This window comes from Nocardioides sp. (genome assembly GCF_036401255.1).
Lineage (GTDB): Bacteria > Actinomycetota > Actinomycetes > Propionibacteriales > Nocardioidaceae > Nocardioides.
This window is the reverse complement of sequence record NZ_DASWVI010000334.1, coordinates 1-13,822: the sequence shown is the minus strand read 5'-3', so window position 1 is coordinate 13,822 and position 13,822 is coordinate 1. Positions and strand designations below refer to the sequence as shown.

The window sequence follows — 13,822 nt, the reverse complement described above, 5'->3', positions numbered from 1 at the left end:
TCCAAGCCCGACGGGCTGCTCACCGTGCCGCCGGACGGCGAGGAGGCGTTCCTCCACCCGCTCCCGATCGAGCGGCTCTGGGGCGTCGGCGCCGTCACCGCGGCCAAGCTGCACGCCGAGGGCATCCGCAGCATCGGCGAGCTCGCGGCCCGCGAGGAGGTCGAGCTGACCGCGACCGTCGGCCGGGCCGCCGGCCGGCACCTGTGGGCGCTGGCGAACCTGCTCGACCCGCGCCCGGTCGAGGTCGGCCGGCGGCGCCGCTCGATCGGCTCGCAGTGCGCGATCGGCCGCCCGGGCCGACCCAAGTCGCGCGGCGACCTCGAGGCGCTGCTGGCCGGCCTGGTCGACCGGGTGGCCCGCCGGCTGCGCGCGGGCGAGCGGATCGGGCAGACGTTCACGCTGCGGCTGCGGTTCGACGACTTCACCCGAGCGACCCGCTCGGCGACGCTGGCGCACTCGACCGCGACCACCGCCACCTGGCTGGAGACCGGGCGGCGGCTGCTCGCGGCCAGCTGGCCCCTGATCGAGGAGCGCGGCTGCACACTGCTCGGCGTGACGATCTCGGGGCTGGTCGACGGCCGGTCCGAGCAGCTGGAGCTGCCGCTGTTCCCCGACCACGTGCACGAGCACGGTCTCGACGCGGCGCTCGACCGGGTGCGTGACCGGTTCGGGTCCGCGTCGGTGACTCGGGCGGTGCTGGTCGGCCGGCGTACCGGCCTCGAGATGCCGACGTTGCCCGATCCGGGACCGCCCCCACGGGTACCGTGAGCGCGTGGGCAGGGCACTGGACGCCGTCGACCGCGGGCAGCGTCGCTTCCCGCCGATCGCCGTGCCCCTGGCCGTGATCTACAAGTACTCCGACGATCAGGGCAACTACCTGGCCGCGATCATCACCTACTACGCGTTCATCGCGATCTTCCCGCTGCTGCTGCTCGGTACGTCGATCCTCGGCTTCATCCTGCAGGGCAACCCGGGGCTGGAGTCCGATCTCCTGGACTCCGCGCTCAGCCAGTTCCCGATCATCGGCGACCAGCTCGGCCAGCCGGAGGGCCTGCAGGGCTCGACCGCCGGTGTCGTCGTGGGTGCCCTGGTCGCGCTCTACGGCTCGCTCGGCCTGGGCCAGGCGCTCCAGAACGCGCTCAACATCGCCTGGTCGGTGCCGCGCAACCGCCGGCCCAACCCGATCCTGCTCCGGCTCAAGAGCCTCGGCCTGCTGCTCACCGCCGGCGTCGCCCTGCTCGTGATCTCGATCCTCTCCGCCCTGGCCAGCAGCACCGAGGTGCTCGGCGGCACGATCGCCAGCTATCGCTGGCCGATCGTGATCGGCAGCATCCTGGTGATCACCACGGTCCTCGCGGTGCTGTTCCAGTTCGGCGTCGCGCGCAGCCACGACTTCCGCGCGGCCCTGCCCGGGGCGTTCACCGTGGCCGTGCTCTGGCAGTCGCTGCAGTACCTCGGCACGCTCTACGTCACGAACGTGCTCGCCGAGACCAGCCAGATGAACAAGACGTTCGGGCTGGTCCTCGGCCTGATCGGGATCCTGTTCATCGCAGCGGTCATGGGCGTGATCGGCATCGAGGTCAACGTGGTGCTCTCCCACCACCTGTGGCCGCGCGCGCTGCTCACCCCGTTCACCGACAAGGTCGACCTGACCGAGGCCGACAAGCGGGCGTACGCCGACTACGTGATGTCCCAGCGCCACAAGAGCTTCCAGAACGTGGAGGTCACCTTCGACGGGCCGACGGTCGCGATGCCGGTCGTGGATCCGGACGGGTCGACGGACCGGCCCGCGGGGTAGCGCCGGTGGTCACCGCCCCGACCCGTCGAGTGACGTGAAGTGGCTGGATCCGGGCCGAGATCCCAGCCAGTTCACGTCACTCGACGGGGGATGAGCGTCGATGTCGAGAACCCGCGCCCGGCTCCGTCCCTGCTGTGACCACACCCCCACCAGCAGATCAGGAGCACCCTCACCATGAACCACCCCGACACCATCACCCTGCGCCGCAGCCTGCCCGTCCCGCCCGAGCGGGTCTGGGAGCTGTGGACCACGCCCGAGGGCATCGGCGCATGGTGGGCACCCGACGGCTTCCGGACGACGGTCGAGGAGCTCGACCTGCGCCCGGGTGGCGCGCTGGACTACACGATGACCGCGGTCGGCCCCGAGCAGGTCGCGTTCATGGAGCAGGCCGGGATGCCCCTGTCGACCCGCTCGCACAAGGAGTTCACCGAGGTGGGCCGGCCGCACCGGCTGGCCTACCTCTCGACGATCGACTTCGTGCCCGGCGTCGATCCCTACGACCACCTGACGGTCGTGACCCTCGAGGCCACGGCGACCGGCACCGAGGTCGTCATGGAGTGCGAGCCGCTGCACGACCGGGACTGGACCGACCGCATCGTCGCCGGGCGGACCAACGAGCTCGACAACCTCGAGCGGCTGGTGACGCGCGGCTGACCCTCACCCCGCGGTGCGCGGCGCGACCAGCCCGGACTGGTAGGCGAACACCACCAGCTGGGCGCGGTCGCGGGCGCCGAGCTTGGTCATCGCCCGGCTCACGTGGGTCTTGGCGGTCATCGGGCTGAGCACCATGCGTTCGGCGATCTCCTCGTTGCTCAGCCCGTGCGCGACCAGCGCGACGACCTCGCGCTCGCGGTTGGTGAGCAGGTCCAGGTCGGCGGCCGGCAGCACGTCGGCGGGCCGCGCGACGAACTCGCTGATCAGCCGCCGGGTGACCGCCGGGGAGAGCAGCGCGTCGCCGCGCATCGTGACCCGCAGCGCCTGGAGCAGGTCGGCCGGCTCGGTGTCCTTGACCAGGAACCCCGACGCCCCGGCGCGCAGCGCGTTGAAGACGTACTCGTCGAGGCCGTAGTTCGTCAGCATCACGACGCGTACGCCGGCCAGCCGCTCGTCGGCCACGATCCGCCGGGTGGCCTCGATGCCGTCCATCTCCGGCATCTGGACGTCCATGAGCACGATGTCGGGCGCGTGCTCGGCCGCGAGCGCCACGCCCTCGCGGCCGGTGCTGCCCTCGGCGACGACCTCGATATGGTCCTCGGCGTCGAGCAGCGCGCGGATGCCGCTGCGGATCAGGGCCTGGTCGTCGACCAGCACGACCCGGATCAGTGCCTCGCCCGCGGGGGAGGTGGCGGGGCTAGTCACCGGCGGCCACCGGCAGCTCGGCCACCACGGAGAACCCCCGCGCGGGCCCGGGCTCCGCGCTCAGCCGCCCGCCGAGCGCGGTCACCCGTTCCCGCATCCCGATCAGCCCGTAGCCGGGCACCGGCGGCTGCCGCGACCCGACGCCGTCGTCGTCGACGCGCACGATCAGCGACGTGGGGTGGTAGGTGATCTCCACCGTGGCCGTCGCGTCGACCGCGTGGCGGGTGGCGTTGGTGAGGGCCTCCTGGACGACTCGGTACGCCGCCTGGTCCACCTCCGCGGGCAGCGCCCGCTCGGCCCCGCGAACGGCCAGCGTGGTCGGCAGCCCCGACGAGCTGGCCCGCTCGACCAGGGCCGGCAGCCGGTCGAGCCCGTTGCCGGGCAGGTCGTCGTCGCGGCGCAGCACCTCCAGGGTCGAGCGCAGCTCGCGGACCGCGTCGCTGCTCGCCTCCTGGATCGCGAGCAGCGCGGCCGACGGCTCCTCGCCGTTCTTGCGGGCCAGGTGGGCCGCGACCCCGGCCTGCACCTTGATCACCGAGATGCTGTGGGTGAGCGAGTCGTGCAGCTCGCGGGCGATCCGCAGCCGCTCCTCGACCGCGCGCCGGCGCGCGACCTCGTCGCGGGTCCGCTCGGCCTCCTCGGCGCGGCTCTCGACCTCGCGCACGTAGGCGTGCCACTGCGCGAACGCGGCGACGCCGGCCGCCGCGGACAGCAGCCAGCCGACGCCGTAGAACCTCCGCCAGCCCCGATCGGTGCGCATGCACCGAGGGTAGGGCCGCCGCCCGGGTCTGCGCGTCGCCCGGCGGGAGTAGCCGCGGGCTACTCCGCGAGCGGTAGGGCGCGGCCGGCGGCCCTCGGGGGCGAGTACGGCGAAGAGACGCCCCTCGGGCGACGCACCCACCCCCGCCGGACCAGCACGATCGGTGCCCCGACGAGACACGAGGAGACAGCGATGAGCCTGCACGAGATCGACCTGCAGATCGACCAGGGGGCCGAGGTCCTGCGCCCCGGGGACGAGGAGTACGACGACGCGGCCCGGGTGTTCGGCGCGACCGGGCGCCCGGCCCTGGTGGCGCGCCCGCGCAGCCCGGATGAGGTCGCGGCGGCGGTCGCGTACGGCGTACGCCACGAGATGCCGGTGTCGGTGCGCTCCGGTGGCCACAGCGTGCTCGGCCACGGCACCAACACCGGCGGCGTCGTGATCGACCTCGCCCGGATGGACGCCGTCGAGGTCCTCGACGCCGACCGGCGCCTGGTGCGCGTCGGGGGCGGCGCGCAGTGGGGTGCGGTCGCCGCGGCGCTCGACCCGCACGACTGGGGCCTGACCGCGGGCGACACGACCAGCGTCGGCGTCGGCGGACTGACCCTCGGCGGGGGCATCGGCTGGATGGTCCGCCGGCACGGCCTGGCGATCGACAACCTGGTCGGCGCGCGGGTGGTGTCCGCCGACGGTCGCCTGGTCACGGCCTCGGCGACGGAGCACCCCGACCTGTTCTGGGCGCTGCGCGGGGGCGGCGGCAACTTCGGCGTGGTCGTGGACTTCGACTTCGTCGCCCAGCAGGTCGGCAACGTGCACGTCGGCCGGGTGGCCTACCTGCTCGAGGACCCGGTCGACCTGCTGCTGCGCTGGCGCTACGCGATGCGCCGCGCCCCCGAGGAGCTCTCCAGCACGTTGGTGTTGATGCCCGAGCTGCCGGGCTCGCCGCCCGCGGCGATGGTGCTGCTCTGCTACGCCGGCGAGCCCGGCGCCCCGGTCTCCGAGGCCGACGCGGCGATCGAGCCGCTGCTCGAGCTCGGCACGGTCGTGGAGGCGAGCGTCGCGGAGCGCAGGTACGCCGACGTGCTCGAGGACGCCCACCACCCGCCGGGCATCCGCATGGTCGGGCGCAACATCCTGGCGCCCACGCTGAGCACGGACCTCGCCGAGGCGATCGCGCGGTTGCACCGCTCGCCCGGCCCCGCGGCGGTGGCGGTGCGCAGCCTCGGCGGGGCGTTCGGTCGGGTGCCGGCCGAAGCCACCGCGTTCGCCCACCGGGACGCCGAGGTGCTGGTCGTGTGCGGGCTGATGGTGCCTGCGGACGTCCCCGACGCGGAGGTCGAGCCGATGCTCGCTCCCTGGCAGGACGTCGCGGTGCACGGCACCGGCACCTACCTGAACTTCCAGGGCTCGGCGACGCCCGCCGACCTGGCCGCGGCGTACCCGCCCGCGACGTACGCGCGCCTCGCCGCGGTGAAGGCGGCGTACGACCCGGACAACGTGTTCGCGCTCAACCACAACATCGAGCCGGCCGGGCGGGGCGCGGTCTCGTGAGGCCGCCACTCATGCGTCGTAGTGCGACAGCTCCGGCCAGGCCTCGGCCCAGGACCCGCGCACCGAGGTGCACAGCCACACCGGGAGCCCCGCCTCCTCGCCGGGGGCGTCGGCGTCGTTGCGCAGCGTGGCAGCCCGTGAGCAGCCGTCGAACGCCGAGGTCGGGTCGTGCCAGCCGACGACGATCACGGGCGCGGCCGACGCGGCCGGCGGGCCCCACTCCCGGTAGCCGTTGTGGCCGGAGTACACCGGCAGGCCCACGTCGTACCAGCGCATCGCGCCCGCCTCGCCGTAGTTGCCGGTGAAGACCACGGCCGTGCGTCGCTGCTCGGGGGCGAGCGAGTCGACGACGGCCCGCACCTGGTCGGTGTACTCCTCCCAGCCGATCGTCTCGAGCTGGACGTCGTTGGCCTCGGCATAGAAGGAGCCGCCGAACGTCGAGGCGGGGAGGATCGGCAGCACCGCCGGGTACGCGACGGCGGCCGAGGCGACGAGGACGGCTCCGGTGGCGACGACCCGTCGCGTGGACCAGCGCGCGGCCAGGTGGGTGCAGCCGGCGGCGATCAGCGGCGGGATCGCGCCGGCGAGGTAGTAGCCCTTCCCGCCGGTGACCAGGAAGGCCAGCAGCACGGCGAGGAACGCGATCGCGAGCGGCCGGATCCGCGCCCAGCCGGGCCGCCGCAGCAGCTGGACCAGGCCGAGCACCCAGACGACGCCGATCAGCGGGCTGAAGATCACGAACGCCTCGAGGACCATGACGATCCGGCCGCCGAGACCGCCGTACTCCTCGGCGATGTCCGCGCTCAGCGCGAAGACCGGCCAGTCGTGGCGGGCCTGCCAGACCAGGTTCGGCACCCACATCGCCAGCGCCAGCAGCCCGCCGAGCCACGGCCACGCCGTGCGCAGCACCGGCCGGGTCTCGCGGACGAGGGCGACGCCGACCAGCACCCCGAACAGGCAGAACGCCACCGCGTGCTTGTTGTTGAGGCCGACGCCCGCGACCGCGCCGGCCAGCAGCCACAGCCGCGGCCGGTCGTCGACGAGCGACTCGGCGACGATCACCAGGATCGCGGTCCAGAACAGCAGGTCGAACGTCGCCGTCGAGAGCAGGTGCCCCAGCCCGGGGACGATCGTGGAGAAGCCCACGGTCACCGCGGTCAGCACCTGGCCCGCGCGCGCGGCGCCGAGCAGCCGCGCCGCCTGCACCGAGAGCAGCACGACGCCGACGACCGCCAGCACCGCGGGGATCCTCAGCACCGTGACGCTCGACGGCGCGACCAGGTCGGCGAGCCGGGCGAGCAGCGGCGTGAACGCCGGCTGGTCGGGATAGCCCCACGCGAGGTGCTTGCCGGCCGCGACGAAGTAGAGCTCGTCGCGGTGCGGGCCGTAGTGCGGGGCGAGCAGCATCAGCCCGGCGGCCAGCTCGATGCAGACGGCGCCGACCTCGCGGACGGCGTACGACGAGCGCTCCACGCGGCTCAGTCTTGCGCTCCGAGCACCGTCCGCGTGCGGAGTTCGGTCAGCTCAGCGTGCCGACGAAGTACGCCGTCTCCCCGGAGTAGTCGGCGTCGCCGCAGGAGGACTCGATGTAGAACTCCTGGTCGGCGTACGCCTTCTCGACGTAGTACTCGTCGAAGCCGGTCTTGGTGGCGCCGGGGAAGATCTTGCCGTCGATCGGCTTGTTGAAGTCGCCGTAGACCCCGGAGAGGGCGTCGTCGTCGGTGCCGCTGGTCGGGTACAGCTGGCCCGGACAGCTCGAGGCGTCGAACGGCTGGCCGGCGTCGTCGGGCACGGACACCTCGTACTTCAGCACGACCCGGGTGTCGTCGGGGTCGGCGATGCCGCAGGACCCGTCTCCGCAGAAGTCGCTGCGGTGGCCCCAGCGCTCGACCCGGTCGATCGACAGCTTCATGGTGACGCCCGAGGACCACGTGTAGGTGCCGCCGTCGAGCGGCAGCTGCTCGAAGCTGCCCTCCTCGCTGTCCGCGCCGCCGCCCTCGATCGCACCGTCCGCGCCGGGCGCCGGGCCCTGCGTGGCCTCCGGCTCCTCCCCGTCGACGACCGCGACCAACCGGTCGACGGCGATCGCGGTGTAGGGGTCGAGGAGCGCCGCGGTCTCCAGGTCGAGGTCGGTGATCATCACGGTCGTGGTGTGGTTGTCGACACGGGCGACGGAGACCCACAGGCCGAACGGCAGCTCCAGGCCGGCGGTGATCGTCCCGGTGGCCGTGAGGTTGAACTGGTCGTCGACCTCGGGGCTGCTCGTCTCGTCGTCGGACTCGAAGTCCAAGACGATCGTGGTGCCGTCCTCGGGGTCGGTGTAGTCGATGTGGTTGCAGTCCTCGAACGCGCCGCGGAAGGTGTCCATCGCCTCGGTGACGTCCCGCTCGGACGTGAACGAGGCGACGCCGTTGGACAGGGCCGGCAGGCCGATCTCGTCGTCGGTCTCGAAGTCGATGCTCGCGTCGGACTCCGAGTCGGTCCCCTCGAGGTCGTCGAGGTTCGCGAGGCACCCGGGGGCGTCCTCGTCGTCATCGTCGTCGTCGCTCTCGACCCAGCCGTCGGGCAGGTTGTCGAGGGTCAGCAGTGCCTCCTCCACCTGGTCGTCGTCGAGCACGACCGTCCCCGACCCGCCGGAGTCACCGGAGCCGCCGCCCTCGGAGCCGTCGCCGCAGGCGACCAGCAGGCCGGCCGCCGCCACGAGGGCGGCGAGCGCGGAGGTGCGGCGCCGGCCCGGACGCCGGCGGAGGAACGGGGACGGACGGGTGGACACGATGACCTCCGAGGAGCGGGTGCGGGTGGACCGGTCGAGGCGTCCCGTACCCCGCTGGGCGCCCGGTGATTCGGTTCAGCCGACCAGGCGGGCGCGGAGCTCGTCGAGCGTGTCGTCGCCGAGCCCCAGACCCTCGCGCAGATAGGCCTCGACCGACCCGTAGTCGGCGCCGACCGCGTCGTACGCCGCCTCCAGGTACGCCGGCTCGACCACCATGGTCGGCTCGTAGACCGCGACCTTGTCGGGTCCGAGGTGCTCGGCGACCAGGGCGAGGTACTTCTCCCGGGTCGCGGAGGAGACCTCGTTGGTCAGCAGGTAGTCGGCGAGGATGGTGTCGCGGTCGACACCGGCGATCTCGAGCAGCAGCGCCGCCGCCCAGCCGGTGCGGTCCTTGCCGGCCGTGCAGTGGAACAGGTGCGGAGGCTCCTCGGTGGCGAGGTCGGTGAGCAGCGTCGCGTACGACGCGCGCGCCTCGGGCGAGCGGACGAACGCGACGTACACCTCCCGCATCACCCGTTCGGCGGCCGCGGTGTCGGGCAGTCCGTCGACCATCGCCATCGGGATGCCGGAGACCTCGACGTGCCGCCAGGTCGCGCCCGCCACCTCGACGTCGGGGTGCGCCTCCACCTCCGGCGCGCTGCGCAGGTCGTGGATGACCCGGATCCCCAGCGCGGCCAGGGATCGGGCGTCCTCGTGGGTCAGCTGGAGCTCGTTGGAGCGGTAGAACACGCCGCGCCGCACGCGCCGGCCGTCGCGGGTGGGGTGTCCGGCCCCGGTGCCGGCGACGTCGCGGAAGTTGTCGGCGGAGGCCAGCCGGAGCAGCTCGGACGGGGCGTCGGTCACCTCCGCAGGATAGGAGTGCCGGGTCGAGCGCGGGTGAACGGCCGGCGATCCGGTCGGCCACGCACCTGACGTATCTGTTCGAGAACCGGGCGGCGGCACGACAGATACGTCAGGTGCGCGACCCCCACCCGGGCCACCACTCAGCGCAGCGGCACGAACCGGTACCACCCGTGCGTCGTGACCGCGACCTCGCCGCCGTCGGCGGGCTTGATGACCAGCAGCATCTCGCCGGCCACCGGGATCACCATCCGGCCCGCCGGCGCGAGCTGCTCGACCAACGAGGAGGGGAGGGCAGCCGCCTCGGCCGACACCAGGATCCGGTCGTACGGCGCTCCCGCGGGGTCGCCGTACCGGCCGGCGGTCGCCGGCTCGATCCGGGCCCAGGGCCACCGGCCGTGCGCCAGGTTGGCCCGGCCGAACGCGACCAGGTCCGGCTCGAGCTCGAGGCCGAGCACGGTGCCGGTCGGGCCGGTCAGCTCGGCGAGCAGGCCGGTGGTCCAGCCCGACCCCGAGCCCACGTCGAGCACCCGGTCCCCGGCGCGCACGTCGAGCAGCCGCAGCATCGCGGCCACCGTGCGGGGTTGGGAGTTGGTCTGCCCGTGGCCGATGCCGATCGGCCCGTCGAACGACGCCCGGGCCCGCTCCCGCTCGGGGAGGAACCACTCCCGCGGCACCGCCGCGAACGCCGCGTCGACCCGATCGCGCGTCATGCGACCCAGTCAACCACCGCCTCGTGGGAGCGAACAGGTGACGCGGAGGCGGCCGGGGGTCCAGACTTCGGGCGTGATCAAGCTCGAGCTGCTCCTCGGTGTCGCGACGTTCGCGCTGTGGGTCTTCTGCCTCGTGGACGCGATCGGCGCCCCGGCGGACCGCATCCGCAACCTGCCCAAGGTCGGGTGGATCCTGCTGATCCTCTTCTTCCCGTTCGTCGGGTCGATCGCCTGGCTGGTCGCCGGGCGGCCCGACGATGCCCCGCGCAGGCGCTCGCCCTACGAGCGGGAGACGCCGGCCTACCCGGAGTACGACCGCCCCGGACGCGCCGCCGCGGTGGACCCGGAGAAGGACGAGGCGTTCCTCCGCCAGGTCCGCGAGCGCGCCGAGGCGCAGCGCCGGGCCTACGAGGCCCAGCGCAGGCGCGAGCGCCAGGCCGACGGGGAGGCCGGCGAGTAGCTCACCCGCGCTTCGGCGGCAGCGGCACGAACATCGACGTGCGGGCGGCGTACTCCGGATAGCCGGGGCGCTGCATCATCGTCCTCTCCAGCAGCCGGGCACCGGTGATCCACACCAGCCAGATCGTCATCGCGACCGGCGCGGCCAGCGACGCCAGGCCCGCGACCCAGCCGGAGGCCAGGCCGCCGGCGAGCCACAGGCCCCACCACACGCAGCAGTCCCCGAAGTAGTTCGGGTGCCGCGTCCACGACCACAGCCCGCGGTCCATCACCGGACCCCGGCCGGGGTCGCGCTTGTACGCCGCCAGCTGGGCGTCACCGACCGACTCGAAGACCACGCCGACGATCCAGACCGCGGCGCCCGCCCACACCAGCCAGGTCCACTCCAGGTCGGCGACGGCCGCGGCCTGCAGGGGCAGGGAGACGAGCCAGACGGCGGCGCCCTGCACGGCGAACACCTTGCGCACCGCGTGCGCCATCCCGACCTGGTCGAGCGTGCCGCCGAGCATCGCCTCGTAGCGGGGGTCCTCCCCGTGGCCGCGGGACTTCACGAAGATGTGGGTCGAGAGCCGACCGCCCCAGGCGGTGACGAGCGCGGCGAGCAGCCACGAGTGCCAGGTGCCCCCGAGCACCGCGCACACCAGCGCGACCGCGACCAGCGCCAGACCCCAGCCCACGTCGACCACGGAGACCCGGCCGGCGCGCGCGGCGGCGTACGCCGTCACCGTCATCACCACCGCCGCCGCCAGCAGCGACAGGCCGGCCACCAGCAGCAGGTCGCTCACGCCGGACGCTCCAGCGTGAGCTGCTGGACGTCGAGGTAGCCCGACGCGAACCCGGCGCGGGAGTAGCACAGGTAGAAGTGCCACATCCGCTCGAACGTCTCGTCGAACCCGAGCGCGCGGACCCGGTCGCGCGCGGCCAGGAAGGCCGCGTCCCACCGGCGCAGCGTCTCGGCGTAGTCGGCGCCGAACGCGAGCCGTTCGGTGACCCGCAGCGACGTGTGCCGCACGGTGACCTCGTCGATGACCTGCGCCGAGGGCAGGAACCCGCCCGGGAAGATGTACTTGTTGATCCACGTGTAGCTGCCGCGGGTCGCCAGCATCCGGTCGTGCGGCATCAAGATCGCCTGGATGGCCACCCGGCCGCCGGGCGCGAGCAGCCGGTCGAGGGTGCGGAAGTACGCCGGCCAGTACTCGTGGCCGACGGCCTCGATCATCTCGACCGACACGATCGCGTCGTACTCCCCGCGCACCTCGCGGTAGTCGCACAGCTCGATGCTCACCCGGTCGGCGAGGCCCGCGGCGGCGACCCGTTCGCGCGCCAGCGCCTGCTGCTCCGAGGACAGCGTCACCGTGTGCACGGTGGCCCCGCGGGCGGCGGCGCGGATCGCGAGCTCGCCCCAGCCGGTGCCGATCTCGAGCAGGCGGGTGCCCGGGCCGACCCCGGCCCGGTCGAGCAGCCGGTCGATCTTGCGGTGCTGGGCCAGCACCAGCGGCTCGTCGAGGTCGCCGTCGAACAGCGCCGAGGAGTAGCTCAGCGACTCGTCGAGGAACACCGCGAACAGGTCGTTGGACAGGTCGTAGTGGTGGGCGATGTTGCTGCGGGTCTGGCGGGTGGTGTTGCGGTGCGGCCGGGGCGTACGCCGCTGGACGAGCGACCGGGCCCGCTGCAGCGGCCGCGGGATCAGGTCGGCGACGTTCGCGGCCAGCACGGTGAGGAACCCGGTGAGGTCCTCCGCCGTCCACGCACCGGTGAGGTAGGCCTCGCCGAAGCCGATCAGGCCGTCGCGGCCCAGCCGGGCGAAGAGCTCGTCGGGCCGGTGGACGGTGGCGGCCGGGCCGCCGCTGCCGTAGGTGTCGTCGCCGACGTGGACGGTGACATCGAGGCGGTCGACGGCGCGGACGAACAGCCGCCGGGCGACCCGGGCGGAGACCGCGGTGCGGACGCCGGACGGCACCTCCTCCAGCCCTGGCCAGCGGGCGGTCGTGGAACGGGCGGGCGCGATGGTCATCGGACTCCCTCCTGGTGGTGTGTGGGCCGCGGGCGGACCGGCAGGCGGCGCAGCCACAGCGCGATGCCGTGGGCGCGGATCAGCGCGGCGCCCCGCAACGCCGCGGGGGCGGCCCGCCACGGGCCGTGGCTGGAGCGGGTCCCGGTCAGCGCGGCGCTGAAGCGCGCCCCGTCGTCGGTGCGCAGCGACACGCTGACCTGGAGCCGCTCACCGGGCACCGGGACGCGCAGGTCGTAGGTGCCGTCGGTGCCGTGGAACGGCGAGACGTACATCTGCTTGGGCGTGATCGCGCGGCCCCGCTCGTCGGGGTGGACGAGGTAGGCGTGCCGGTCGCCGTAGGTGTTGTGCACCTCGACGACGACACAGGGCTCGTCGGCCTCCGGGGTCACCCAGAACACGCTGATCGGGTTGAAGCAGTGGCCGAACGCCCGCGGGTGCGCGGCCATCAGCACCCGGCCGCTGCCGAGCTCGACGCCGTGCCGGGCGAGGAACGCCGCCAGGTTGGCCTTGATCGGCCGGTCCGGGTCGCCGAGGTGGTCGCGTCCCTCGAACCTCGCGAGCAGCCCGTGGTCGGGCAGGTCGTCGAGGTCGACCACCCAGGTGTGCGAACGATGCGTGAACGCGCGCCGGAACGGCCGGCGCCGCACGTGGGTGATCGTCGTGTCCCAAATCCCCACGGTGGTTGAGGAAGGCGCGCTAGCGCCTGTCTCGAAACCACCGTCCCCCTGGTGGTGGTTTCGAGACGGTTGCAGCGCAACCTCCTCAACCACCGTGTCCCAGTCGAACCCCAGGCGCTCCGCCGCCGCCAGCCCGGAGCCAGCGCCGTCCTCGTGGAAGCCCCAGCCGTGGTAGGCCCCGGCGAACGCGATCCGGTCGCTGTCGAGCTCGGGCAGCCGGCGCTGGGCGGCGACCGACGTTGGCGTGTACAGCGGGTGCTCGTACTCCATCCGCGCGATCACCGACGCCGGGTCGACGAGGTCCTCGCCGCCGAGCGTGACGAGGTAGTGGGTCCGCGTGGGCAGCCGCTGCAGCCGGGTGAGGTCGTAGGTGACCGTGACGTGCCCGCGCTCCCCGACGGGGCGGCGGAAGTTCCACGAGGCGCGCGCCTGCTCCGCGCCCGGCAGCAGCGCGGTGTCGGTGTGCAGCAGCGCGACGTTGGGGGAGTAGCCGATCTCGCCGAGCACCTCGCGGTGCGCCGGCGTCGGGTCGGCGAGCATCGCGAGCGCTTGGCCCGGATGGGTGGCGATCACGACCGCGTCGTACGTCGTCACGGCGCCGTTGCCGTCGGTGACCTCGACGCCGTCGGCGGTCTCGAGCACCGAGGTCACCTTGGTGCCGGTTCGGACCTCGTCGATCGCGGCGGCGACCCGGCGGACGTACTCGTGCGAGCCGCCCGTCACCGTCCGCCACTGCGGGGAGCCCGAGATGCTGAGCATCCCGTGGTGGGAGAGGAACGCGAACAGGTAGCGGGCCGGGTACTCCAGCGCGATCGCCGGGTCGCACGACCACACGGCGGCGACCAGCGGCTCCATGAAGTGCCGGCGGAAGTACGCCG

At 73.5% G+C, this 13,822-nt stretch carries 13 protein-coding genes and 1 pseudogene; 5 read left to right on the top strand and 9 right to left on the bottom strand.

The genetic code is table 11. From position 1 onward, the window contains the following. The 3 genes and pseudogenes from VGD85_RS15565 to VGD85_RS15555 form a co-directional block, all read left to right on the top strand. A pseudogene (locus VGD85_RS15565) lies at positions 1-768 on the top strand (DNA polymerase IV); the annotation flags it as partial. Positions 769-772: 4 nt separating this feature from the next. Then, positions 773-1,798 carry a YihY/virulence factor BrkB family protein gene (locus tag VGD85_RS15560; protein ID WP_331064344.1) on the top strand — a complete coding sequence of 342 codons (1,026 nt, stop codon included), beginning with the start codon at positions 773-775 and terminating at the stop codon, positions 1,796-1,798. Between the two features lie 174 nt (positions 1,799-1,972). Further along, positions 1,973-2,452 (top strand): SRPBCC family protein, encoded by a 480-nt coding sequence (locus VGD85_RS15555; RefSeq protein WP_331064343.1) that lies wholly within the window; start codon positions 1,973-1,975, stop codon positions 2,450-2,452. A 3-nt stretch (positions 2,453-2,455) separates the two neighbouring features. Here the strand turns inward: VGD85_RS15555 and VGD85_RS15550 are convergent, their stop codons facing one another. Together VGD85_RS15550 and VGD85_RS15545 are read right to left on the bottom strand one after the other, a co-directional pair. Beyond that, positions 2,456-3,121, bottom strand: a complete 666-nt coding sequence (locus VGD85_RS15550) for a response regulator transcription factor (protein WP_331064345.1) — start codon at positions 3,119-3,121, stop codon at positions 2,456-2,458. Between the two features lie 28 nt (positions 3,122-3,149). Then, complete coding sequence (locus VGD85_RS15545; protein WP_331064342.1) at positions 3,150-3,917, bottom strand: sensor histidine kinase; 768 nt, start codon at positions 3,915-3,917, stop codon at positions 3,150-3,152. 192 nt (positions 3,918-4,109) lie between these two features. Here VGD85_RS15545 and VGD85_RS15540 point away from each other — a divergent pair, with 192 nt between their 5' ends. Next, complete coding sequence (locus tag VGD85_RS15540; RefSeq protein ID WP_331064341.1) at positions 4,110-5,468, top strand: FAD-binding oxidoreductase; 1,359 nt, start codon at positions 4,110-4,112, stop codon at positions 5,466-5,468. 9 nt (positions 5,469-5,477) lie between these two features. Here the strand turns inward: VGD85_RS15540 and VGD85_RS15535 are convergent, their stop codons facing one another. The 4 genes from VGD85_RS15535 to VGD85_RS15520 all read right to left on the bottom strand — a co-directional run bounded on the left by VGD85_RS15535 (position 5,478) and on the right by VGD85_RS15520 (position 9,794). Then, positions 5,478-6,941, bottom strand: coding sequence for an ArnT family glycosyltransferase (locus VGD85_RS15535; protein ID WP_331064340.1), 1,464 nt, complete (start codon positions 6,939-6,941; stop codon positions 5,478-5,480). 46 nt (positions 6,942-6,987) lie between these two features. Next, positions 6,988-8,241 carry a hypothetical protein gene (locus VGD85_RS15530; RefSeq protein ID WP_331064339.1) on the bottom strand — a complete coding sequence of 418 codons (1,254 nt, stop codon included), beginning with the start codon at positions 8,239-8,241 and terminating at the stop codon, positions 6,988-6,990. Between the two features lie 75 nt (positions 8,242-8,316). After that, positions 8,317-9,084 (bottom strand): tyrosine-protein phosphatase, encoded by a 768-nt coding sequence (locus tag VGD85_RS15525; protein ID WP_331064338.1) that lies wholly within the window; start codon positions 9,082-9,084, stop codon positions 8,317-8,319. A gap of 140 nt (positions 9,085-9,224) precedes the next feature. Beyond that, positions 9,225-9,794 carry a protein-L-isoaspartate O-methyltransferase gene (locus tag VGD85_RS15520; protein WP_331064337.1) on the bottom strand — a complete coding sequence of 190 codons (570 nt, stop codon included), beginning with the start codon at positions 9,792-9,794 and terminating at the stop codon, positions 9,225-9,227. A 73-nt stretch (positions 9,795-9,867) separates the two neighbouring features. Here VGD85_RS15520 and VGD85_RS15515 point away from each other — a divergent pair, with 73 nt between their 5' ends. Next, on the top strand, positions 9,868-10,254 hold the full coding sequence (locus VGD85_RS15515) for a PLD nuclease N-terminal domain-containing protein (RefSeq protein WP_331064336.1): 387 nt from the start codon (positions 9,868-9,870) through the stop codon (positions 10,252-10,254). Position 10,255: 1 nt separating this feature from the next. Here the strand turns inward: VGD85_RS15515 and VGD85_RS15510 are convergent, their stop codons facing one another. The 3 genes from VGD85_RS15510 to VGD85_RS15500 all read right to left on the bottom strand — a co-directional run. Continuing rightward, entirely contained in the window at positions 10,256-11,038 is a 783-nt protein-coding gene (locus tag VGD85_RS15510; RefSeq protein ID WP_331064335.1) for a DUF1295 domain-containing protein, read from the bottom strand. Beyond that, on the bottom strand, positions 11,035-12,267 hold the full coding sequence (locus VGD85_RS15505; RefSeq protein WP_331064334.1) for a cyclopropane-fatty-acyl-phospholipid synthase family protein: 1,233 nt from the start codon (positions 12,265-12,267) through the stop codon (positions 11,035-11,037). The genes VGD85_RS15510 and VGD85_RS15505 overlap by 4 nt, the downstream gene beginning before the upstream one ends. Beyond that, positions 12,264-13,822: FAD-dependent oxidoreductase (locus VGD85_RS15500; RefSeq protein ID WP_331064333.1), on the bottom strand; the 1,559-nt coding region annotated here is incomplete at its 5' end. The genes VGD85_RS15500 and VGD85_RS15505, both read right to left, overlap by 4 nt.